25 protein-coding genes, 1 riboswitch and 2 other annotated features (1 of these 28 only partly in view) are annotated in these 23,814 nt (G+C 32.8%); of the genes, 1 reads left to right on the top strand and 24 read right to left on the bottom strand.

The features are described 5' to 3' along the window. Nucleotides 1–188, bottom strand: a binding site (T-box leader) (it extends 114 nt beyond the left edge of the window). A 57-nt stretch (nt 189–245) separates the two neighbouring features. After that, nucleotides 246–806, top strand: a complete 561-nt coding sequence (locus HMPREF3247_RS12130) for a DNA-3-methyladenine glycosylase I (RefSeq protein WP_001001227.1) — start codon at nt 246–248, stop codon at nt 804–806. A 222-nt stretch (nt 807–1,028) separates the two neighbouring features. On the opposite strand, the gene HMPREF3247_RS12125 is transcribed toward HMPREF3247_RS12130, so the two are convergent. The 24 genes from HMPREF3247_RS12125 to gap all read right to left on the bottom strand — a co-directional run bounded on the left by HMPREF3247_RS12125 (nt 1,029) and on the right by gap (nt 23,670). Then, nucleotides 1,029–2,102, bottom strand: coding sequence for an AbrB family transcriptional regulator (locus HMPREF3247_RS12125; RefSeq protein ID WP_000177991.1), 1,074 nt, complete (start codon nt 2,100–2,102; stop codon nt 1,029–1,031). A gap of 33 nt (nt 2,103–2,135) precedes the next feature. After that, a complete protein-coding gene (locus HMPREF3247_RS12120; protein WP_001788970.1) occupies nt 2,136–2,237 on the bottom strand; it encodes a hypothetical protein in 102 nt (33 codons plus the stop codon). A 60-nt stretch (nt 2,238–2,297) separates the two neighbouring features. Then, nucleotides 2,298–3,584, bottom strand: coding sequence for a glutamate-1-semialdehyde 2,1-aminomutase (gene hemL / locus HMPREF3247_RS12115; RefSeq protein WP_001270856.1), 1,287 nt, complete (start codon nt 3,582–3,584; stop codon nt 2,298–2,300). 47 nt (nt 3,585–3,631) lie between these two features. Continuing rightward, the gene (gene hemB / locus HMPREF3247_RS12110) at nt 3,632–4,606 is read right to left on the bottom strand and encodes a porphobilinogen synthase (protein ID WP_000667129.1); all 975 of its coding nucleotides are present in this window, start codon (nt 4,604–4,606) and stop codon (nt 3,632–3,634) included. Nucleotides 4,607–4,608: 2 nt separating this feature from the next. After that, the gene (locus tag HMPREF3247_RS12105; protein WP_000805950.1) at nt 4,609–5,277 is read right to left on the bottom strand and encodes a uroporphyrinogen-III synthase; all 669 of its coding nucleotides are present in this window, start codon (nt 5,275–5,277) and stop codon (nt 4,609–4,611) included. A gap of 21 nt (nt 5,278–5,298) precedes the next feature. Continuing rightward, nucleotides 5,299–6,225, bottom strand: coding sequence for a hydroxymethylbilane synthase (hemC, locus tag HMPREF3247_RS12100; RefSeq protein ID WP_001230226.1), 927 nt, complete (start codon nt 6,223–6,225; stop codon nt 5,299–5,301). A gap of 41 nt (nt 6,226–6,266) precedes the next feature. Beyond that, nucleotides 6,267–7,082 (bottom strand): cytochrome c biogenesis protein, encoded by an 816-nt coding sequence (gene ccsA / locus HMPREF3247_RS12095; protein WP_001157329.1) that lies wholly within the window; start codon nt 7,080–7,082, stop codon nt 6,267–6,269. Nucleotides 7,083–7,103: 21 nt separating this feature from the next. Further along, nucleotides 7,104–8,450, bottom strand: a complete 1,347-nt coding sequence (hemA, locus tag HMPREF3247_RS12090; protein WP_000545451.1) for a glutamyl-tRNA reductase — start codon at nt 8,448–8,450, stop codon at nt 7,104–7,106. A 216-nt stretch (nt 8,451–8,666) separates the two neighbouring features. Further along, nucleotides 8,667–9,257 carry a ribosome biogenesis GTP-binding protein YihA/YsxC gene (yihA, locus tag HMPREF3247_RS12085; RefSeq protein ID WP_000867697.1) on the bottom strand — a complete coding sequence of 197 codons (591 nt, stop codon included), beginning with the start codon at nt 9,255–9,257 and terminating at the stop codon, nt 8,667–8,669. Between the two features lie 153 nt (nt 9,258–9,410). Then, nucleotides 9,411–10,673, bottom strand: coding sequence for an ATP-dependent Clp protease ATP-binding subunit ClpX (clpX, locus tag HMPREF3247_RS12080; RefSeq protein ID WP_000472302.1), 1,263 nt, complete (start codon nt 10,671–10,673; stop codon nt 9,411–9,413). Nucleotides 10,674–10,823: 150 nt separating this feature from the next. Beyond that, nucleotides 10,824–12,125, bottom strand: a complete 1,302-nt coding sequence (tig, locus tag HMPREF3247_RS12075) for a trigger factor (RefSeq protein WP_000127580.1) — start codon at nt 12,123–12,125, stop codon at nt 10,824–10,826. Nucleotides 12,126–12,172: 47 nt separating this feature from the next. Further along, nucleotides 12,173–12,283 carry a hypothetical protein gene (locus HMPREF3247_RS12070; protein ID WP_001790560.1) on the bottom strand — a complete coding sequence of 37 codons (111 nt, stop codon included), beginning with the start codon at nt 12,281–12,283 and terminating at the stop codon, nt 12,173–12,175. A gap of 4 nt (nt 12,284–12,287) precedes the next feature. Continuing rightward, complete coding sequence (locus HMPREF3247_RS12065) at nt 12,288–13,217, bottom strand: hypothetical protein (RefSeq protein ID WP_001280018.1); 930 nt, start codon at nt 13,215–13,217, stop codon at nt 12,288–12,290. Nucleotides 13,218–13,235: 18 nt separating this feature from the next. Continuing rightward, nucleotides 13,236–13,844 carry an NUDIX domain-containing protein gene (locus HMPREF3247_RS12060; RefSeq protein WP_000032657.1) on the bottom strand — a complete coding sequence of 203 codons (609 nt, stop codon included), beginning with the start codon at nt 13,842–13,844 and terminating at the stop codon, nt 13,236–13,238. Nucleotides 13,845–13,985: 141 nt separating this feature from the next. Then, nucleotides 13,986–14,342, bottom strand: coding sequence for a 50S ribosomal protein L20 (gene rplT, locus HMPREF3247_RS12050; RefSeq protein WP_001138360.1), 357 nt, complete (start codon nt 14,340–14,342; stop codon nt 13,986–13,988). A gap of 46 nt (nt 14,343–14,388) precedes the next feature. After that, a complete protein-coding gene (gene rpmI / locus HMPREF3247_RS12045; RefSeq protein ID WP_001125540.1) occupies nt 14,389–14,589 on the bottom strand; it encodes a 50S ribosomal protein L35 in 201 nt (66 codons plus the stop codon). A gap of 28 nt (nt 14,590–14,617) precedes the next feature. Beyond that, nucleotides 14,618–15,145 carry a translation initiation factor IF-3 gene (gene infC / locus HMPREF3247_RS12040; protein ID WP_001791162.1) on the bottom strand — a complete coding sequence of 176 codons (528 nt, stop codon included), beginning with the start codon at nt 15,143–15,145 and terminating at the stop codon, nt 14,618–14,620. Between the two features lie 28 nt (nt 15,146–15,173). After that, nucleotides 15,174–15,299: a sequence feature (ribosomal protein L20 leader region), on the bottom strand. A 74-nt stretch (nt 15,300–15,373) separates the two neighbouring features. Continuing rightward, entirely contained in the window at nt 15,374–16,867 is a 1,494-nt protein-coding gene (locus HMPREF3247_RS12035) for an amino acid permease (protein ID WP_000049154.1), read from the bottom strand. A gap of 144 nt (nt 16,868–17,011) precedes the next feature. Then, nucleotides 17,012–17,187, bottom strand: a riboswitch (Lysine riboswitch). Nucleotides 17,188–17,292: 105 nt separating this feature from the next. After that, nucleotides 17,293–19,230 (bottom strand): threonine--tRNA ligase, encoded by a 1,938-nt coding sequence (gene thrS, locus HMPREF3247_RS12030; protein ID WP_000435132.1) that lies wholly within the window; start codon nt 19,228–19,230, stop codon nt 17,293–17,295. Between the two features lie 197 nt (nt 19,231–19,427). Then, nucleotides 19,428–19,550, bottom strand: coding sequence for a hypothetical protein (locus HMPREF3247_RS12025; protein WP_001790562.1), 123 nt, complete (start codon nt 19,548–19,550; stop codon nt 19,428–19,430). A gap of 92 nt (nt 19,551–19,642) precedes the next feature. Continuing rightward, a complete protein-coding gene (gene dnaI / locus HMPREF3247_RS12020; RefSeq protein WP_000808621.1) occupies nt 19,643–20,563 on the bottom strand; it encodes a primosomal protein DnaI in 921 nt (306 codons plus the stop codon). Next, the gene (locus HMPREF3247_RS12015) at nt 20,563–21,963 is read right to left on the bottom strand and encodes a replication initiation and membrane attachment family protein (protein WP_000533506.1); all 1,401 of its coding nucleotides are present in this window, start codon (nt 21,961–21,963) and stop codon (nt 20,563–20,565) included. The genes dnaI and HMPREF3247_RS12015 overlap by 1 nt, the downstream gene beginning before the upstream one ends. Then, entirely contained in the window at nt 21,964–22,434 is a 471-nt protein-coding gene (gene nrdR, locus HMPREF3247_RS12010; RefSeq protein WP_000650082.1) for a transcriptional regulator NrdR, read from the bottom strand. Between the two features lie 210 nt (nt 22,435–22,644). Then, nucleotides 22,645–23,670, bottom strand: a complete 1,026-nt coding sequence (gene gap, locus HMPREF3247_RS12005; RefSeq protein ID WP_000106141.1) for a type I glyceraldehyde-3-phosphate dehydrogenase — start codon at nt 23,668–23,670, stop codon at nt 22,645–22,647. Between the last annotated feature and the right edge of the window lie 144 nt (nt 23,671–23,814).

Raw genomic sequence — 23,814 nt, 5'->3', positions numbered from 1 at the left:
AAATGCTTCATCTCTTCAAGCACTCTAGATTATGATTAACGCTCAAACACGTCTTAGCCTACTATTAATCACGTTCAGCTAAGATACTCTGTGGGCTACCTTCAGTAAAAATCATTTACATACTCACACCAAATCATATGCTCTCTTTAAAATAATTTGAACTTACTCTTCCCAAATCCTATATTAAACTCTTAACTTATAGTATAATGATTGACAAAATAAGTCAATGTATAGGTGGGAATAAAATGAATGAATGCGCATTTGGTACTAAAGATCCAGTCTACTTAGACTATCATGATCATGTATGGGGACAACCGCTCTATGATAGCAAGGCATTGTTTAAACTTTTAGCATTAGAATCACAACATGCTGGGCTATCTTGGTTAACTATTTTAAAAAAGAAAGAAGCCTATGAAGAAGCATTTTATGATTTCGAACCAGAAAAGGTAGCACAAATGACCGCTCAAGATATCGACCGCTTAATGACTTTTCCAAATATCGTTCATCATCGTAAAAAATTAGAAGCAATTGTTAATCAAGCTCAAGGGTATTTAAAAATTGAACAAGCATATGGTAGTTTTAGTAAATTTTTATGGTCATATGTAAATGGTAAGCCTAAAGATTTGCAGTATGAACATGCTTCTGATCGTATCACAGTTGATGATACTGCAACACAACTATCTAAAGATTTAAAACAATACGGGTTTAAATTTTTAGGTCCAGTAACAGTATTTTCGTTTTTAGAAGCAGCCGGTTTATATGATGCACATTTAAAAGATTGTCCATCAAAGCCTAAACACAATTAATTTGCTATAGCATCATAAAGTAAACGAGACATCATCTATTTTTAACTAATAGACTGTCTCGTTTTTTGATGTGAAAATTTATTCAAATCATAAGTTAAAGTTCCAAGTTAATGCACTGCTAATATTAGATATCTTAATCTAAAAATAGATGTACAACCTTTGCTTAAACCTTAATAATGAATTCTATCCTAAGCATAAATCAACTTAATTGGATGATAGTTTCTAATCTTCACGCTTATTCGAACGATATTTTAAAAAGTAATTAATTCCTGGTGCAATAATAAATAGGATGAAAAAGATTCGGAAAATATGATAACTCGTAATCATAGCAACATCGGCACCAGTAGCTAATGCAACTAAAACTATCTGATTAACCCCTCCTGGTGCTGCACCAAGAAACAATTCATTAATAGGATTATTATCAAAGAAATGTATGACATAAACCATGATTAGCGCACCAATTATCAACATAATATTTTGAATTGTAATTGCGATTGCTAGTCTACCTTTTAAATCTGACAATAAATGCGCAATTTGAACTCCAATTCTAATCATATATATTAGTTGTGCCATGTTCAACAACCAATGATCTAGTGTAAATGTTAAACCTGTAGAAAAATTCCAAACAATTAATACAATGAGTGGTGCTAATAATTGAAATGTTGGAAACTTTATTTTAGACATAATTAGATAAACTATAAAGATAGCTATCGCTAAAATAACTATTTGCCCTATGTTTAATACTTGTGATAAAGGCAAGACTTTTGTTAACTTTCCATTCGCATGCATGTTACCATCATGAAAAAAATATGAAATGAACGGTACTAAAACAACAACAAATATAATTCGTGATGTTTGCGTTAAGCTAACAACTAACAAATTAGCACGTTTGTCTTGTTCAGCCATGACCAGCATTTGTGTTAGTGCTCCTGGTATAACACTTAAAATAGCTGTTTCCGTATTAATACGTGCAATTTTTTTAAAAATAAATGCCATTACTATTGCAATTAATAATATCGAAATAGATACAACAATAATCGAAAGCCAATTGTCTTTAATATCCATAACGACATTTTTCGTAAACGTTGATCCGATTTGCACCCCTAATAGTACAATCCCTAATTCACTAAGTAAGAATGGCCATTTAATATCAAGTTTGAAAACTTTCACACAAATGATTGATGCGATAATAGGACCAAACATAAATGGGAGTAATACGTGCGATGAATACAATATAATACTAATAAAAAATGATAAAACGAACACAATGAAATTATTTCTATATATCATTGTCATGTTTTCCACTTCTTTCAATAAAAAATAAAATGACTAAATTGCTGCTTGAGCTTCACGTTTGTTAAGATAACAATATCCGCTAGCAGTTTTGACTACAAAGCATATATGGACTTTCACTATCAAGTCGCCGCCCATGCCTGATATACATTTAAAAAGAGCCTGAACAAAGTTCAGGCTCTCAATTTGTCCGTATATTTATTTTACAATACGACTTAAAGCCGTATCAAATGCTTGAATCGTTTTTTCAATATCTTCTTTCGTGTGTGCCGTAGATAAGAATGTACCTTCAAATTGAGATGGTGGTAAAAACACACCTTCTTTTGCCATTTCTCGATACATTTCTGCAAATAATTTCAAATCACTTTTATTCGCTTGTTCAAAATTAGTTACAGGTCCTTCATTTAAGAAATAACCAATCATTGAACCTGCTCTATTTACAGTTATTGGTACATTGTGTTTAGCAAATACACGCTTTAAACCGTCTTCAAGTATATCGCCTAACATATTAAAATACTCATATGTCTCTGGCGTTAATTGGCTTAACGTTTCATAACCACTTGTCATTGCAAGAGGATTTCCTGATAACGTACCCGCTTGATAAATATTTCCTAATGGTGCTATATGATCCATGATTTCTTTTTTACCACCAAAAGCACCTACAGGTAGTCCTCCACCGATAACTTTTCCTAAGCAAGTTAAATCTGGTGTCACACCAAAGTAACCTTGTGCACAATGATAACCGACTCTGAAACCAGTCATTACTTCATCGAAAATTAGCAATGCGCCGTATTCAGTCGTAATATCTCTTAATCCCTGTAAAAAACCTTCAATCGGTGGTACGACACCCATATTACCAGCAACAGGTTCTACGATTACACCAGCAATATCGTCTCCAAATTTTTCGAAAGCGATTTTAAGTGCATCTAAATCATTGTATGGAACTGTAATTGTATTTTTAGCAATACCTTCAGGCACACCAGGAGAATCCGGCAATCCTAATGTTGCCACCCCAGAACCAGCTTTGATTAATAACGAATCACTATGACCATGATAGCAACCTTCAAATTTCACAATTTTATTTCTGCCAGTATAACCACGTGCTAATCTTAAAGTATCCAATGTAGCTTCTGTACCAGATGACACCATACGCACTTTTTCTATTGAAGGTACTCGGTCAATAACGAGCTGCGCCAATTTATTTTCAAGTAATGTTGATGCACCAAAACTTGTACCTTTATCAATTGCTTCATGTAAATGACTAATAACTTGAGGGTCTCTATGTCCTAAAATAAGTGGCCCCCAACTTAGTACATAGTCGATATACTCGTTACCATCGATATCATAAATTTTTGAACCTTTACCGTGATCCATAAAAATTGCTGGTGTAGCTACTGATTTAAATGCGCGTACTGGACTATTTACACCACCAGGCATTAAAGTTTCAGCAACCTTCATTGCTTCTTCTGATTTCGTATATCTCATAAAGTAAATTCCTCCTACAGTTTATGGAAAATCATAAATATAAAACCTTATTTATCTAAATAGCGACAAATGTCCTTTGCAAAATACGTAATAATCATATCAGCACCTGCACGTTTCATTGAAACCATTTGTTCCATAACGACACGTTCTTCATCTATCCAACCATTTTGTGCCGCTGCTTTAGTCATACTATATTCTCCACTCACATTATATGCAACAACTGGAACATTCGTATGATTTTTAACATCTCGAACTATATCTAAATAACTTAGAGCAGGTTTAACAATCATCATGTCGCACCCTTCTTTAAGATCACTTTCTAATTCACGAAGTGCTTCCAAACGGTTAGCAGGGTCCATCTGATACGTTTTTCTATCCCCAAATGATGGCGCTGAATCTGCTGCATCTCTAAAAGGTCCAAAGAAACTTGATGCATACTTGACACCATAACTCATTATAGGCATATTGTAATAGCCGGCTTCATCTAATCCACGACGAATTTCAGCAACAAAACCATCCATCATATTACTTGGCGCAATAATATCAGCACCAGCTTCCACTTGAGAAATTGCTGTTTTAACAAGTAGTGGCAATGATTTATCATTGTCAACGTCATGTGTATGGTCATCAATCACGCCACAATGACCATGATCAGTATATTCACATAAACAAGTGTCTGCAACAATTAATAAGTCATCATACATTTTTTTAGCAATACGTGTTGCCTGTTGAATAACACCATCGTGAATGTATGCACCAGTACCTATATCATCTTTTGAGTTTGGAACACCGAAAAACATAATGGCACGTATGCCTAAGTCATAAGCTTCTTTTAATTCACTTTCAAGTAAATTCAAACTGATTTGGTATACACCTGGCAATGACTTAATTTCTTTTTTCACATCGTCTTTTTCAACTACAAAAATTGGATATATTAAATCTTCTTTTCTTACATGATTCTCTCTAACCATATCTCTCATTGTCGCTGATGATCTCAATCTTCTATGTCTATCAAATTTCATTTTTAGCCCCTACTTTCTAAAATCTTTTCAATTAGTGATTCGAGTGTTTGAATTTCTGCAATTGTTACTGGTTGTTGATATGATTTAATGGTCCGTGCTGTTTGTTCTCCAATAGCAAAATACGACTTGAATTTTGGTACAAATCCTTCATTAAAATAATAACGTACTGCCGACGAACTTGAAAATGTTAATGCATCGATTTGTTGATGTTCTATCATTTCTTTAACATCTTGTATATTTTGTTTGTTAGGCACTGAAGTATATAAATCTATTTTAACAACTTCATTATCTTTAGATAACGCTGCTAATAACAATGGTCTCGCCAATTCACTCGAAGGCAAAAGTATTTTTTGGTTAGTTTGATTAAATGATTTTAAAAATCCTTCTTGAGAAAAGTCGTTTGGCATAAAATCAACTCGAATGCCAAGTGATTCACAATATTGCGCTGTCTTACTTCCTATCACAGCAATGTTATCAACATTAATTCCTTTTAGATATTTATAAAAGAATTTCACAGCATTTTTAGATGAAAAAATAAGCCAGTCATAGCGTTGATTTAACAAATGAATATCAAAATTTAGTGGCTTTATATCAATAAAGGGTTTGTGAATAATTGATACTAAATCACTTTGCATGTCATTTGTTTGTGTCATAACTACAACTGGCTTCATATTTAAACGTCACTCCATTATTTAATGTTGTTCATTTAAGCGTTTTATAATTTCATAAGCACCTTGCTCTTTTAATTTGTTACTCACTGTTTTGCCTAACTCAACCGGATCTGTTCCGTTCATTGTATATTCAAATCGTTCTTTACCATCTGGGGTCATAATTAAACCTGTAAATTCGATTTCTTTTTGATCTGAGATTGTAGCATATCCTGCAATTGGCACCTGACAACTACCATCCATTTCTGCTAAAAACGTTCGTTCAGCAGTCACACATTTTGCAACCTCATCATTATGTACTTTGCTTAATAATGTTAATAGTTCTTCATCGTCACTACGACATTCTATCCCTAAAGCACCTTGTCCGATTGCAGGTAACAATGTATCTCTATCAAGATAAGATGTTACAATATCATCTGACCAGCCCATTCTTCTTAAACCAGCTGCAGCTAAAATAATCGCATCATAATCTTCAGTTTGTAACTTTTCTAATCGTGTATCTATATTACCTCTAATCCATTTAATCTCTAAATTAGGATACTTAGATAATATTTGTGCACCACGACGTAATGAACTAGTACCAATAATACTGCCTTCTGGCAATTGGGATAGTGGTGTATGTGTTTTAGAAATATACGCATCAAAAGGTAATTCTCTATCAGGGATACAACCTAATGTTAAACCTTCCGGAATTACACTTGGTACGTCTTTAAGCGAGTGTATTGCCATATCGATATTTTTTTCAAAAAGTTCATGTTGTATTTCTTTAACAAATAAGCCTTTGCCTCCGACTTTAGACAATTGTTTATCTACTATACGATCGCCTTTCGTGACAATTTCTTTAATTTCAATTTCTAGATTTGGCTCGACAGCTTTTAATTTATCAATAAATTGCTGGCTTTGTGTTAAAGCTAATTTACTTCTTCTGGAGCCAACGACTAATTTACGCATGTTCAATTCCTCCTAGGAACGGATTGCTCTAGATTATTTTCTCAATTCACAAAATGTGTTGCAAAAAATAAATTAATCATATTTAAGCAAAATAAAATAATGTTATAGTATATTAAATATCTTGAATTCAACCATTTGTTGATTCTAAGTAAAATATAACTTCCATATAATACTGTAATAATTGAAGAGAGTATTACCTTCGGGTCAATGAATATACGTTCACCAACTGAAATTACACCCCACTGTGTACCTAAAATAATACTAAATATGAGAATTATCCACCCACTTAACGTTGAGTAAAACACAATTGATTCAAGTGTAGCAACGCTACCAATTCTAAAGTATTTTTGATCAAAACGTTTTTCCTTCAAATTACGGTATTGCATGATATACAGTAATGCATTGACAAAAGCTAAGGCAAAGAAGACATAACTTAACACAGCTAGACCGATATGGACTAACAGTAACTCGTCTACAACAGCAATTTTCTGAACCTTATTAGTATAATGTGTCGGTTGAAATGTATTCATCCCTAAAAGTGTTAACCCTATTAAATTCAAGAAAAACACAGAGAAATTCAAAACTTTGATAAGGTTAAGAATTAAAGAGATTGAAATAATCAGCCAACTTAAAGTATAGAATACATCTGAAATAGACCCTAATGGAATATGTCTAGTTTGTATAATAAAAATAGATAAAGAGATTGTTTGTAAAACCCAAACAATCCCCAATAAATATATGCCTAAACTTCTAATCTTATGACTTTTTTGTACAAAATCATAAAAATAGCAAATGATACTGATTAAGTATATTAATAATATAATTTCATTGAATCGAATAAACAGGTTTTCTTGCATATTATCACCATATTAATATGCTTATTCAAAACTAAAGATACGTCGCGCTGAAATTTCCTTGACCTTGCTTTCTTTTTGTTGCTTCGCTTGCTCATGAGGACATTCAGCTTCGATATCAAATATATTTTGAAATAGCTCTAATTTTTCATTACTTTTCTTATCACTACTTAATTCTTTGGCCTGTTTAATAGGATCTTTCAACATTTGATTGATGATACTTTTTGTATGTTTAGATATAATTTTACGTTCTCTTTCGCTTAACCCTGGCAATTTACGATCAATACTGTCCATCGTTTCTGCTTGAATTGCCATAGCTTTTTCACGTAAAGCTCTAATCACTGGAACAACACCCAACATACTAATCCACTCATTGTGTGCATGTATTTCTGCAGGAATTTGTTCCGAAATTGTTGCAGCCGCTAATTGTCGCTCACGTAAGTTTGCATCAACTAAACCTTTTAAGTCATCAACATCATAATTAAAGATGTTTGTGATGGCACTAATACCAGGTTCAATATCTCGAGGAACTGCAATATCAATCAATACTAGTGAATCTTGCTTTCTATTTTCTGCAATTCTTTCTATCATTTCATTTGTAATGATATAAGATTGTGCACTCGTTGAACTAATCACAATATCTGCACTTTCAAGTAAATTTGGTAATGATGATAGTTCATCATATTTCACTTGATGCTTTGCTGCTAATTTCATAGCATTTTCAATTGTTCTATTTACTACTGTAATATCAGTAATTCCAGAACCAAGAAGATTTAATAGTGATAATTCACTCATTTCCCCTGCACCAATAATGATAGCTTGCTTACTTTTCAATTTGCCAAATACTTTTTTCGCCAACTCGACCGCAGCATAAGACACACTTACAGCATTATCAGCTATATCTGTTTCATTATGTGCTCTTTTTGCAAAAGTAATTGCCTGTTTAAATAGATGATTAAAAATTGTTCCTGTCGTACCTGTGCTTTGCGCTAAGAAAAATGCATCTCTTATTTGACCTAAAATTTGAGTTTCTCCAAGTACGATTGAATCTAAACCAGAAGTGACACGCAATAAATGTTCTACTGCTTCGTCCCCCACTTTTACTTCTGACATTGCTTTAATATCATCTACTTCAAATCCAAATGCACGAGCTAGAAATCGTTGAATATAGTAACGACCTGTGTGAATTTGATCAACAACAGCATATACTTCAGTTCGATTACATGTTGATAATATGACATTTTCTAAAATAGATTTAGTTTCATATAAATCTTCATGGGCAATTCGTAAGGCATCATCTCTAAAAGCAACTTGCTCTCTTAGTGCAACATCAGCTGTGCGATGATTTATACTAATTGCAATAAAATGCATTTGAAACGCCCCCATATATACTAACAATACAAATATTATAACATAATTTAAAATCCAATTAAGTACGATGCTTAAATAAATTATAATCTTTCTAATTTACTTTTGAGTTTTTGACAAAATGATGAACGTTGAAAAATGTTATCAATTGTGTACTAATTAAAAGTTTCGTGCTTACATTATTTTTAAAATTTTTGTATAAGTTTTGTCGTACAAAAACTATGAAATATACGGTTCAATTAAATTCCATATTTGTTGTTGTTTATTATTTTGAATTGATGAATAACTTACAATTGTATCGTCTGGGTCCATATCTAATTGTGTCTTAATATTTTTAATATGCTTTTGAACCTTACCTTTTGGAATTTTGTCTTCTTTAGTGCATATAACTAAAGTAGGAATATCAAAATGTTTCAAATAATTGTACATTAAGATATCATCTTGTGTTGGATCATGTCTTAAATCAACTAATTGAATAACTAATTGCAAATTCTCTCTCTTAGTTATATATTCCTCAATCATTTTCCCAAATTTTTCACGTTGTGTTTTACTTACTTTAGCATATCCATACCCTGGAACATCCACAAAAATAAGTTGTTCATCTATATTATAAAAATTTAACGTTTGCGTTTTGCCGGGTTGCTGTGATGTACGTGCCATATTTTTTCTGCCAATCATACTATTGATAAATGTAGACTTACCTACATTAGATCGACCGCTCAGTGCAACTTCAGACAATTCTGTTTCTGGATATTGTTCTTCTTTTACTGCACTAATGATTAATTCTATATTATTAGGATTAACTTTCATTTTATATCCTCACTTTTTTATATTCTCTTTCAATTCTACCATTATATAATATTTGAACCTTTCGGTATACATTATAAAAAAGCTCCGATCAAAGTTAAACTATTTGAGCGTCAACTTTGATTGGAGCTTTTCACTTTTATAACACATCAATGATTAAGCTGATGTTTTACTATTATTAATTAAATTACCTTCTGCGTCGTATAGTTCTGGTTCAGTTTCTTCATTAATTGTTTGTGCTGTAATAACTACCTTCGTTACATTTTCGTTAGAAGGCACATCAAACATAATATCGATTAACGATTCTTCTATGATTGAACGTAAACCACGCGCACCTGTTTTTCTTTCAATTGCTTTTTCACTAATTGCTGATAAAGCTTCTTCAGTGAACTCTAAATCCACATCATCTAATTCCAGCATTTTAGTATATTGTTTCACAAGTGCATTTTTAGGTTGCGTTAAGATGTTTTTCAACGCAGTTACATCTAATGTTTCTAAATTAGCTACAATTGGCACACGTCCGATAAATTCAGGAATCAAACCATAGGCTTGCAAATCTTCTGGGCGAATTTGTGCTAATAATGCTTGTTCGTCATATTTATCAGCTTCATTGCTTGAGAAACCAATAACTTTTTCACCAAGACGGCGCTTAATCACTTCTTCAATACCATCAAAGGCACCACCAAGAATAAATAAGATATTTGTTGTATCAATTTGAATCATTTCTTGGTTTGGATGTTTGCGTCCACCTTGTGGCGGAACACTTGCAGTCGTACCTTCTAAGATTTTAAGCAATGCTTGTTGAACACCTTCACCTGAAACGTCACGTGTTATAGATGTGTTTTCAGATTTACGTGCAATTTTATCAATTTCATCTACATAAATAATACCTTTTTCGGCTTTATCAATGTCAAAGTCAGCTGCTTGAATTAATCTCAACAAGATATTTTCAACATCATCGCCTACATAACCAGCTTCAGTTAAACTTGTCGCATCTGCAATTGCAAATGGTACATTCAACGTCTTGGCTAATGTTTGAGCTAATAATGTTTTACCACTACCTGTTGGCCCAATTAATGCAATGTTACTTTTTTGTAATTCAACATCATCTTCTTTTGGTCCTAATTGTTGAATACGCTTATAGTGGTTATAAACAGCTACAGCTAAAGATTTTTTAGCTTTTTCTTGACCAATAACATATTCGTTTAAATGATCCATAATTTCTTTAGGAGTAGGTAATTCTGTCATCGCTTCAGAAGTGTTTTGAGCTAATTCTTCTTCGACGATTTCTGAGCATAATTCAATACACTCATTACAAATATATACACCACTTCCTGCTACAAGTTTTTTTACTTGATCTTGGTCTTTTCCGCAGAAAGAGCATTTCAAATTTTCTTCATCTTCATTGAATTTAAACATTCTTTTTACACCCCTATTCGTTAAAGACTATACTAGATTGGATATTACAATGCAACATATTAACATACAAACTTTTTGCTTAAAGAATAGTAGCAGATACATAAGCTATGCATCTGCTACTCATTTTTGTAATTTAATATTTAATGAAGATTAATCTTCTTTAGTTCCTTCAACGAACTTTGCGTTATCTCTTAATAAATCGATAACTTTTTGGATACGAACATCATTTTTAATGATATCAGTATTACCTAAAGTATTTTTGATATCTTCAACTGAGATATTAAATTGTTTACTCATTTTTTCTAATTCTTTATCGATATCTTCATCAGTAGCTTCGATTTTTTCAGCTTCAGCGATCGCAGTTAAAGTTAAGTTAGTTTTAACACGTTGTTCTGCATCGTCTTTCATTTGCTCTCTTAATTGAGTTTCATCTTGACCTGAGATTTGGAAGTACGTTTGTAAATCTAAACCTTGTTGTTGAATTCTTTGTGCAAATTCAGACACCATACGATCTAATTCAGTATTAACCATTGCTTCAGGAATATCGATTGTTGTATTATCAGTAGCTTTTGTAATCGCTTCTTCTTTTTCAACATTTTCAGCATCTGTAGCTTTTTGTTCAGCTAAACGTTTACGTAAGTTTTCTTTGTACTCGTCTACTGTATTTGCTTCTGCATCTAATTCATTAGCAATTTCATCTGTTAATTCTGGAACTTCTTTAAATTTAATTTCGTTAACTTTTGTTTTGAAAGTTGCTTCTTTACCAGCTAATTCTTCAGCATGGTATTCTTCTGGGAATGTTACGACAACATCTTTTTCTTCGTCAACTTTCATACCTTCTAATTGCTCTTCGAAACCAGGTATGAATGAACCTGAACCGATTTCTAAATCGTAACCTTCAGCTTGTCCACCTTCGAATTCTTCTCCGTCAACTGAACCACTAAAGTCGATGTTAACTGTGTTGCCATTTTCAACAACACCATCTTCTTTAACGACCATTTCAGCTAAATGTCCTAAGCTGTGGTCAATCGCTTCTTGTAACTCATCATCAGATAATTCAGTTTCTTGTTTTTCAATTTCAAGACCTTTATAGTCTCCTAATTTAACTTCTGGCTCAACTGTAACTGTTGCTTCAAAAATGAAATCTTTACCTTTTTCAATTTGAGTAACACTTACTTCTGGTTGTGCAACTGGTTTAATATCAGTTTCGTCAATTGCTTCACCATAAGCATCTGGTAATAAAATGTCGATAGCATCTTGATATAATGCTTCTACACCAAAGCGTTGTTCAAAAATTGGACGTGGCACTTTACCTTTACGGAATCCAGGTACGTTAATTTGTTTAACCACTTTTTTGAATGCTTGATCTAACGCTTTGTTTACTTTTTCTGCAGGAACAGTAACAGTTAATAAACCTTCGTTACCTTCCTTTTTTTCCCAAGTTGCTGTCATGTATATATACCTCCATGATTAACTAATTTATTTTTTCAACTTCCCTATTATATCATAGGTCTATTCCCTATACAAACATTGAAATCACAACGTTTATATATTTGTAAATCAACTTTTTTCGTCAAAACTATATTAAAATGCTGAGTATTATTTTGCAACAATTTAACTATTATTATTCAAATCTAATTGCTGAATAAAATTAAATGCATCGATACTTTGTAATTCACATTTAAGTCCTAACATATTTTTGAAATAACATTCGTATGCATTAATCCATTTATTCGTTTCAAACAAAGTTTCAATATCAATTGGATAAATCATGATAGAGTGATTATTCATAATATGGTGTGCTTCTTCAGCGATATGTAAAGCACCATCATTTAATGTTTCCATAACGTTAGGTATAACTTTTTCTTTCAGTGTTGTATGTTCTAGCCCTTTTAAATTAGCTGGTACAAAAGTTACATCCATACCATACTTTTCAATTGTCAGTTCTTGTGTACAATTTGCGAACCTTAAATACTCAATCATTAAACTAATGAGGTTATAACTGTACGTATTAGATTTTAATATATATAATACCGTTTCTTGAAATTGAAAATGACCATTGTCTATTAACTTCAAAATCAAGTGCGTCTGTTCCCTCATTGATAACGTATCAAAATCAGCTAATGACTGAGTCAATCGTTTTTCATCTTCAATTAATTTTGACTTAGCAAATTCTTTAAGAGGATGTAATGCCATTCTTGTTTTGTGATCTTTGACTTCGTCAATAATTTGATGAATTACTTCTACCGCTTCAAAATATTGTCCCAAACCAATCAAACTTTTCACGTAATAAATCATCAATGCATCATATTGTTGTATGCCAGTTTTCAATAAGACAATTGTTTCTTCTCTTAATTCAAGAAATGACCCCGTCTCATATAACATACGGCATTTCATCATTGCTATTTCTTCAGTGAGTTCAAATTGACGTTCATATTGCACAATATATTCATACATCAGGTCATAGTTTTGGTCTTGTTCAGCACGTTTTATATCTTTATATAACTTTTTCGAAGAGTTAGGAAACTGAATAATATCTGACATATATGTCACCTCGTTTGATTATAAATCTTGAAGGATTAATGCGCTCCACGTTTCGAAATCATCATATGACTCTATGTTGCCTTTTTCAACCCATTTTATTCGTAAAGTATCTGTTTCTTTTGCTTCTACATCATTCGTACTTACAGTGATTTTAAATACAACACCAATATGTACCTTGCCCACTTCATTATTATCGTCATTAATAAAACCGATATATTCCATATTTTGTGAATCTTGCTCACTTAAACCTACTTCTTCTTCTAATTCTCTCTGTGCATTAACTCTCAATACTTCGTTAATAGATTCTGCTCCTGGAACATCATTCATATGACCGCCTACACCTATTGAAGATTGTCCATGCAATCGAGCTTCTCCACCGCCAGATAATCGTTCATACACTAATATCTCGCCATGCTCATTTTCAAGTAAACAATAAGAAATGAGTTGTTTATATGATGGATCCTCTTCCATATCGCCGCGTCGCTTAACTTCATATTGACTTAGCGCATCAAAAATATTTTGACCTTCTGGTTTATTCTTATTTAAAAACCCATTGAAAGTATTCTTTTCATTATTAAAAATAATTTCTCTAGGTACTACAATGATTTGTTCATCAAATTTAGACATCGTATAAAACTCCTCACTTTAATGTTTGTTCTCTTAAATGCATTTTAGCAAATATGTCATATTTTAGCGATTAAATGTGGCATTTTGCTTTTTAAAAAATAAAAAAGAGATGACAATGCCATCTCTTTTTTATAAGTGTTATTATTTTAAAGCATCTTTAGCTTTAGTTACTAATTGAGCAAATGCTTTTTCGTCAGAAATTGCGATTTCTGATAACATTTTACGGTTAATGTCGATACCAGCTTTTTTCAAACCGTTCATTAAACGTGAGTAGCTCATTTCATGTTGACGAGCTGCTGCGTTGATACGTGTAATCCATAATTTACGGAAGTCACGTTTACGTTGACGACGGTCACGGAAAGCATATTGACCTGATTTCATTACTTGTTGCTTAGCTACTTTGTATAATGTATGTTTTGAACCGAAGTAACCTTTAGCTAATTTAATCGTTTTTTTACGACGCGCTCTTGTTACTGTTCCACCTTTAACTCGTGGCATAAAAAATTCCTCCTTAGGTAATTCCTACCGATTTCTGTATTTGTTCTTATTTTTTGTATGCTAATAATTGTTTTACACGTTTCATATCGCTCTTAGACACTAATCTAGCTTTACGTAATTGACGTTTTTGTTTAGTGCTCTTGTTTGCGAATAAGTGAGATGTGAAAGCTCTTGAACGTTTTAATTGACCTGAAGCAGTTCTTTTAACACGTTTAGCTGCTCCGCGGTGAGTTTTCATTTTTGGCATAATATAAGTCCTCCTGTAATAGCTTTAATTATTTTTCAGCTGTTGGCGCTAACATGATAAACATTTGACGCCCGTCCATTTTAGGTTTTTGTTCAACTGTTGCTATATCTTTGCATTCATCTGCATATTTTTCTAGCACACGTTGACCAATTTCCTTATGCGTAATGGCACGCCCTCTGAAACGAATAGATACTTTACATTTATCGCCTTTAGTTAAGAATTTACGTCCGTTTTTCAACTTAGTTTGGAAATCATGTTCCTCAATTGTTGGACTTAAACGAATTTCTTTAACATTGATAATTTTTTGTTTCTTTTTCATTTCTTTTTCTTTTTTCTGTTGTTCGAATTTGAATTTACCGTAATCCATAATTCTTGCAACTGGTGGTTTCGCATTCGGTGCAACGACCACTAAGTCTAAATCTACACGTTCAGCCATTTCTAAAGCTTCACGCTTTGATTTAACACCAATTTGTTCACCATCTTGACCGATTAAACGTAATTCTTTTGCACGAATTTTGTCATTGATTTGAGTTTGATCTTTTGCTATGGTTGACACCTCCAAAATTTTTACGAAATTTGCACCAAGCAAAAAGGAAGAGCAGGTATAAAATACCCGCTCTTCCTTATACACAGTTATGTGTAATGTGATTAACCTGCCAACTGCTTTATGCGTCGCTACAGGTGAGAAGCGGGTGCTTCTACTTGGTTCGTTTCGTATTCAACGTTGTTAATCATATCAACAATTCACATTTAAGTCAACACTATAACTGTAATTATTTTTATTTTAACCTTTTATTTCATCCATTGACACGTCTTGACGTAAATCTACTTGTTCTAATGGAATTTTTTTCGTTTTATATCGAAGCTTATGATAAATAAAGAATGCTAAAAATACTGGAATTCCCATATACGTAATTAAGAAGCGACTAAAATTAAAATCTCCTGTTTTAATAAAGTCAACATCTTGACCAATAATTACTACAATACATAAAAAGCCAGCAAATAATGGTCCGAATGGGAATAATTTAGCAGTATATTTTAATTTAGATTTGTCATAATTTTGTTTATCAAATGCTCTTCTAAATCGATAATGACTTACTGCTATACCTACCCAAGCAATAAAACCAGTTAAACCACTTGCTGCAACGATATATTCGTATGCACCTTTTGTAAGGCTTTGTAATACGAAAATAATCACTACAATGATTGCTGTAACGAGTAACGACATATATGGCACACCGTTTTTATTTGTTTTACCAAATGCTTCAAACGCTAATTTATCTTTACTCATTGAATATAGCATTCGGGTTGAAGCATACATACCTGAGTTACCTGCTGATAACACAGACGTTAAAATGACTGCATTCATAAATGATGCTGCAAACGCAAATCCAGCATTTTTAAACACTAATGTGAATGGAGACGTTGCTACATTATCACTACCACCCATTAATGCACTACTATCATAAGGAATTAACATACCGATAACAAAAATGGCTAAAATGTAAAATAATAAAATTCTCCAGAATACTTGTTTAATTGCTTTCGGCACAGCACGTTCAGGATTTTCTGATTCACCAGCCGTAATACCAATTAACTCAGTACCTTGGAATGAGAAACCAGCGATTAAGAATACACCTAGAATTGATAACAAACTTCCTCCTAAGTTGCCACCAAGAATAGGACCTTCACCTTTATTAAATATTTCAAATCCTACAACATGACCACCCATGATTCCGACAATCGTTAATAAACCAATTGCAATGAAAACAATAACTGTAACCACTTTTATCAATGCCAACCAGTATTCACTTTCACCATAGACGCGAACTGATAACGAATTCAGACTAAAAATTATAACTAAGAACAACGCACTCCATGCCCAAGCGGGTATGCCTTGCAATGGTGTCCAATATTGAATGACTTGTGCTGCAATCGTAATATCTGCTGCTACAGTTACTACCCAGTTAAACCAATAGTTCCAACCAAGCGCAAACCCTAAAGATGGATCAACAAATCTTGTAGCATATGTACTAAATGAACCTGATACTGGCAAATACGTAGCCATTTCGCCAAGTGACGTCATTAAGAAAAATACCATTATTCCGATAATTGCGTATCCTATTAATGCACCCAAAGCACCTGCATCATGAATTGCTCCACCAGAAGTTACAAATAAACCTGTACCAATACAACCCCCAATCGCAATCATAGAAATATGACGATCTTTAAGTCCCCTTTTGACAACATTGTTACTTTCATTTTGAACTTTTGACATATAAGCTCCCTTTCCATGTTTTAGAGGCCAAGAAATAAATAACCTTTATTCACTTTCATACCCTTTTTTACAGAACATAGTGATATTAAAAGTAAAAAAGTGGCTACATACCTTTAAGATATGCAACCACTTTGGCAATTATCTATATAAGGTAGCACATCACATTCTGTGACAGTACAGTTCCTATTCGAAAACTGTCCCAATAGATATAATTTATGGTTTATATCTATTTCGGCATCTTTACCTTTCACTTGTTCAACTTATGTACCATAAATACTTCTGACAAGTTACTAATTAAACATGCAACCTCTAACTCAATTTAATATTTTAACTAACTTGTAATATACAGGATTCATCACGCATAATCAACCCTGTAAAACTTGATACGCAATAAAAGTTTTAAAGCATTTTATTGCGACAACTGTCTATCTATGTTTTTTCAAACGAATTTCATCAACTAGATTCCAGATAAATTCATCTTTTTCAACTGTTTCTTGGTCTTGCGATCCATATTGACGCACATTCACTTGATTATTTTCAACTTCCTTATCCCCAACTACGATTTGATAAGGTATTTTTTGCATTTGAGCTTCTCTAATTTTATAACCCATTTTTTCATTACGGTCATCAATACTTACACGAACACCTTGAGATTTCAATTCATCTTGCAATTGGCGCGCATAATCATAATGTAAATCAACGTTAACTGGAATGATTTGAACTTGTTTTGGCGCTAACCAAGTTGGGAATGCACCTTTAGTTTCTTCAGTTAAAAATGCTACAAATCGTTCCATTGTTGATACAACACCACGATGAATAACAACTGGACGATGATGTTCACCATCTTGACCAATATAAGTTAAATCAAAACGTTCTGGTAATAAGAAATCAAGTTGTGCTGTTGATAATGTCTCTTCTTTACCCATCGCTGTTTTAACTTGAACATCTAGTTTCGGACCATAGAATGCCGCTTCACCAATCGCTTCTTCGTACGATAAGCCAAGCTCATCCGCTGCCTCTTTAAGCATATTTTCAGCTTTATTCCACATGTCATCATCATCAAAGTACTTTTCTTTATCTTCAGGATCTCTATAACTTAATCTAAAGCTATAATCCTCGAAACCAAAGTCTTTATATACATCAATAATCATGTTTACAACACGTTTGAATTCTTCTTTAATTTGATCAGGTCGAACAAAGATATGTGAATCATTTAAAGTCATACCACGAACACGTTGTAATCCTGATACAGCACCACTTGCTTCATATCTATGCATCGTTCCTAGCTCAGCGATACGGATAGGTAATTCACGATATGAGTGTGGTTTATTCGCATAAATCATCATATGATGTGGACAGTTCATTGGACGTAATACCATAGATTCAGTTTCATCTAACTGCATTGGTGGGAACATATCTTCTTGATAGTGATCCCAGTGACCAGATGTTTTGTATAAATCAACATTAGCAAGTACTGGTGTATAAACGTGGTCATACCCCATGCTAACTTCTTTATCAACAATGTAACGTTCAATTTCACGTCTAATTGTTGCACCGTTAGGTAACCATAATGGCAAACCAGCACCAACTAATTGGCTATTTGTGAATAATTCTAACTCTTTACCAATTTTACGATGATCACGTTCTTTACGCTCTTCTAACATTTGTAAATGTGCTTTTAATTCTTTTTTATCAAAGAAAGCAGTACCATATATACGTTGTAACATTTTGTTATTACTATCTCCACGCCAGTATGCACCTGCTGTAGATAATAGTTTAAACTCTTTAATTTTAGCTGTTGATGGAACGTGAACTCCACGACATAAATCAGTAAAATCACCTTGACTATATAATGTTACATTTTCATCTTCAGGAATCGCGTCGATTAATTCTAATTTGTATTCATCATTGCTGAATAACTCTTTCGCTTCATCTCGTGAAACCACTTTTCGTTCGATTTTCATATTTTCGTTAACGATTTGTTTCATTGTTTTTTCAATTTGTTCAAAGTCATCAGATGAGATGTTTTGGTCAATGTCGAAGTCATAGTAGAATCCACCTTCTATTACAGGACCTACACCAAATTTAACATTACCATATAACCTTTTAATCGCGTGTGCCATTAAATGTGCAGTAGAATGACGTAATACCTCTAACGCTTCTTCACTACCTGGTGTCACAATTTCAATTGATCCATCAGTTTCAAGCGGTTTAGTTAAATCTACAAGTTGCCCGTTAAATTTGCCGGCAACAGCTTTTTTACGTAATCCAGGACTAATTGATTGTGCTATATCTTCAGTAGTAGTACCTTTATCAAACGCCTTTTTATTACCATCTGGAAATTGAATATTAATTTGTTCCATGTTAAACCCTCCTATTTGCTTTATAAATACTTTTATCTGACCTCGTTAAAAAATTGAACAACAATCATCGTTTTAACATTAAACCTATTAACAATAAACAGGGAATATATGACACCAACAAACATTTATGTCTGAAAAAAACAAAAAATCCCGCCCCTATACAAGGGACGAGATCGTCGTGGTACCACCCTAGTTATTTAATACAATTTATGTATTAAATATCTCTGCTTAAGATAACGGTCTTGATCCGGGTATTCATTACAAATACCATAAATGAAGTAGTAATCATCTAATTTATTAACCATATTCTCATCAAACAATGGCTTTCTGTGTAATATTGATTAGATCATCTTGTCTTCAATCATTTAAACGATTTAGATTTGTATTCATTATACACCAATCATTTTAAAATTCAATTGTTTCTGAAATTTTCTCCTGATAAAAAATATGGTGTTGACAAAGATTTGACACGTTCAATAATACGTGCTGCTTTAGTCTTCTCTTCACCATCACGAGTCATCGCTAAATGATGTTCCAATTCACTATAGTCAAAATTAGAACTAAAGAATGTTGGTAATTCATGAACCATTCGATAGTGTAGCAAAGGTCCAATTACCTCATCTCTCACCCATGGAGTCACTTCTTCAGCCCCAATATCATCAAGCATTAAAATGTTTGCTTCTCTTACGCGATGTAATTTCTTTTCAAAAGAACCATCTTTAAAGCCACCTTTTAATGTTCTAATAAATTCCGGTAAATAAATAATTGTCGAACGTACCTTCTTAGATTTGAGCTGATTCGCAATTGCACCTAGAATAAAAGATTTACCTGTCCCAAATGGACCATAAAGGTAAAGGCCTTTCACTTGTTCCCCATTAGTTATTGCTGTACAAATATCATCTGCTGCCATAGCTACATCAAGACGGTCTCGATGATTCATATAAATATCTTTCAATTTGGCATTTAAAGTATCTCGTTGCATATGATGAGATGTAATTAGCTCAGCTTCAAAGCGTTCTTCGTCGTACTTGATTTTACATGGGCATTGTAAATAGCGTATTTTAATTCGGTTATTATCAACATATAACTCAGGCACATGCCCCTTTACGAAATTTGGACAATCAGCAAATTTATGACCGTCATAATGTTTTTGTTGATCTTTATACTCTTGTAACACATTTAAGTCTTCATCAATCATAGCATTCGTTAATTCAGCTCGATGCGCTTCCAAAAATTGCTTAACATCTGGGTCATTGATTACTTCTTTTTTTATCTTTTCTATTCTTTTTTCAAAGTCCTGCGACGTGTTAATTATACTTTTAAATTGCTTCATTATTGACTGTCCTCCTCCCATTTTTTAGATAATTTATCTAGAAATGCTTGTCGATCTTGCTCTAATTGTTGATCATCTACGCTATTATCTTTAGCCGAATCTTCTTCACTAGGTTTATCTCTATTTTCTAACCATTTAGGTGTTTTTTCTTTTGAAATACGATTACGCTGCCCATAGTATGAACCACGCTTTTGGTAATTTCCGCTAGAACCCTCATTTTTAGGTTGATTAACTTTTTTAGCGTAATTATATGCTTCTTTAGCTGTCTTAATACCTTTTTTCTTCCAATTTGATGCTATTTCCAAAATATACGCTTTAGGAAGTTTCATATCTTCTTTTAACATGACAAATTGCAACAAAATATTAATGACGCCAAAAGACATTTTTTCACGTTCAATTAATTCTTCAACCATTGTCTTTTGCGATATAGTTGGTTCTGATTCAGACCAAGAAGCTAACATATCAATTGGACTCGTTTGTTCAAGTAACTCAAACCATTCATCACTTTGTGGCTTTGGATTCACTTCTGAAGATTTGCCCGTCGAAGATGATGTAGCAGGAGATTTCACCTGTAATTTAGGCATTTGATTTTCGTGTTCCATTAAGTAATACGAGCGTGCTTGTTTACGCATTTCTTCAAAGGATAACTGTTGTCCACTTGTAATTGAATTTAAAATAACATGCTTCATGCCATCTGCTGTTAAACCATATAAAGTCGCGAGTTGTGTAATTAAACGCTTTGCATCTTTGGTAACAATGTCTTGACTAATAAAATGTTTACCTAACATTTGTCTCAACATTTCAAAGTCAAAAGATTCATTTGATAAATCGATACCTTGGTACGGTTCATTAATCGGAATATCACTTGTATCGATATCTATTTTTGTAGACGGCACTTTAAAAACATCAGTAAATTGTCTTGTTACCTGTTTAAATTCACTCAAATCAATTTGTTGATACTCAAAGTATTTCTTCAACTCATGAAATCGACGATGCTCGACTTCACTATATAAAAAGATTGACAACATTGGATCATTAAAAAATAAATGTGCTGAAGGCGGTTGAATTAATTGGTAAACAAATTGTGTTTCTTGTTCATCATGTTTGACAAACGCCTTTAACAATCCAATCGCTTCAAGTAAGTCCATTTGTTGTCTAAACTCTAGTAAATTAATTTTAAGTTCATTCATAAAAATATAATGAGAAAGAATCAATGTTTCATTATGACTTTCTTTAACGAATTGAGTCATAAAATGATATAAACCCACTGCTTGCGTTCCAATTAGCGGTGTATACAGCCGATTCAATACCTCTAAATGATTCGTATTTAAATCAAAGTGTTGCATAACTTTGAATTGATTCTTTGGTCTTAAGCCGAATTCGAAGGCTTGTCGTCCCATTTAAGCATCACTCCGTTTGTTTTCGCTTAAAATCCCTTGCATCGATGCTAACAATTGATCAACATCTTTAAATTCTTTATAGACTGATGCAAATCTAACATATGAAACTTGATCAACATGCATTAACAAGTTCATAACGTGTTCACCTATATCTCGTGAAGACACTTCCGTATGACCTTCATCTCGTAATTGCCATTCAACCTTGTTTGTTATGTCTTCAAGTTGTTGATATCTAACTGGTCGTTTCTCACAAGAACGCACAAGTCCATTAAGTATCTTTTCTCTTGAAAACTGCTCTCTTGTGCCATCTTTTTTCACAACTATAAGCTGACTAACTTCGATATGTTCAAATGTAGTGAAACGTGTTCCACAATTTTCACATTCTCTTCGTCTTCGAATGGCATTTAATTCATCGGCATGCCTTGAATCTACAACTTTAGATTGTGTAGAATTACATTTCGGGCATTTCATTACATCACCCTCTTTATTTTGATTATGCCTAATTATACTATAAATCTAGAGATGAAAAAAGAATCCCTCAATTTAATTCATTTAACCAAATAATGAAACAATAAAAAACATTATATCGTTACTTATTAAGTAATTTGCATGACAATATTATTGTATTAAAAAATAAAAAACCTAACTCCGAAGTCAGAGTTAGGCTATAAATTAATTGTATTAACTTGCACTTACAGTTTCTTTTGATGTCAAAAGTGCTCCAATTTGCTCAGCAACATCTACAACTCTATTTGAATAACCCCATTCATTATCATACCAAGCAATAACTTTTACTTTATTCCCTGACATGACCATTGTTGATTTTGCATCAATAATAGCTGAATTTGGATTAGTATTAAAATCAACAGACACTAGTGGTTGATGTTCGACTTCTATGATACCTTCTAAACCTGCATTTTCAAAAGCTTGGTTTACTTCTTCTGCAGTTACTTCTTTTTCTAAATCAACAACTAAATCAACGAGCGATACATTCTTTGTTGGTACACGTAATGCCATGCCGTGTAATTTACCTTCTAATTCTGGTAATACTTCTTTTAAAGCTTTCGCCGCACCAGTAGAAGTAGGAATAATGCTTTCATTACATGAGCGTGCACGTCTTAAATCTTTATGTGGATTATCAATATTTTTTTGGTCATTTGTAATAGCGTGAACAGTAGTCATTAAACCATTAACTATTCCAAACTGATTATTTAAAACTTTTGCAACTGGACCAATGCAATTAGTAGTACATGAAGCATTACTAAAAATGTCAAATGCTTCTATATCTAATTGGTTATCATTTACGCCTTTAACTACCATTTGAACATGTCCACCTTTTGAAGGACCAGTTAACAATACTTTTTTGGCACCTGCTTTAATATGTGCGATGGCTTTATCACCATGATTAAATTTACCAGTTGCATCTATAGCAATATCGATATCTAATTCTTTCCATGGCAAGTTTTCAGGATTGCGATCAGCAACCAATTTAATTTTATGATCACCAACTTGCAATCCATTTTCAATCGGTTCAACTTTTAGATTATATTTTCCATGTGTTGTATCGTAATTGATTAAATGTGCAATTGTTTCGGGTGGATAACTAGCATTTATCGCTACTACATTTAAATTTTTATTTTGTAATGCAATACGTAATACCATTCTTCCAATTCTACCCATACCATTAATTGCAATATTCGTTGACATTAAAAGCACCCCTTGATTTTTATGTGTTATACTTTATGGAATTAGTATAGCATATTATATGAAATTTGAAAGCGTTTTCCGTTGATTTATTTATCTTTTTTATAAAAAATACAGGCTGGGACATAAATCCCTAAAAAACAGCAG

Source organism: Staphylococcus sp. HMSC36A10 (assembly GCF_001838845.1).
Classification (GTDB): Bacteria; Bacillota; Bacilli; order Staphylococcales; family Staphylococcaceae; genus Staphylococcus; species Staphylococcus aureus.
This window is presented reverse-complemented; position numbering and strand designations above follow the sequence as displayed.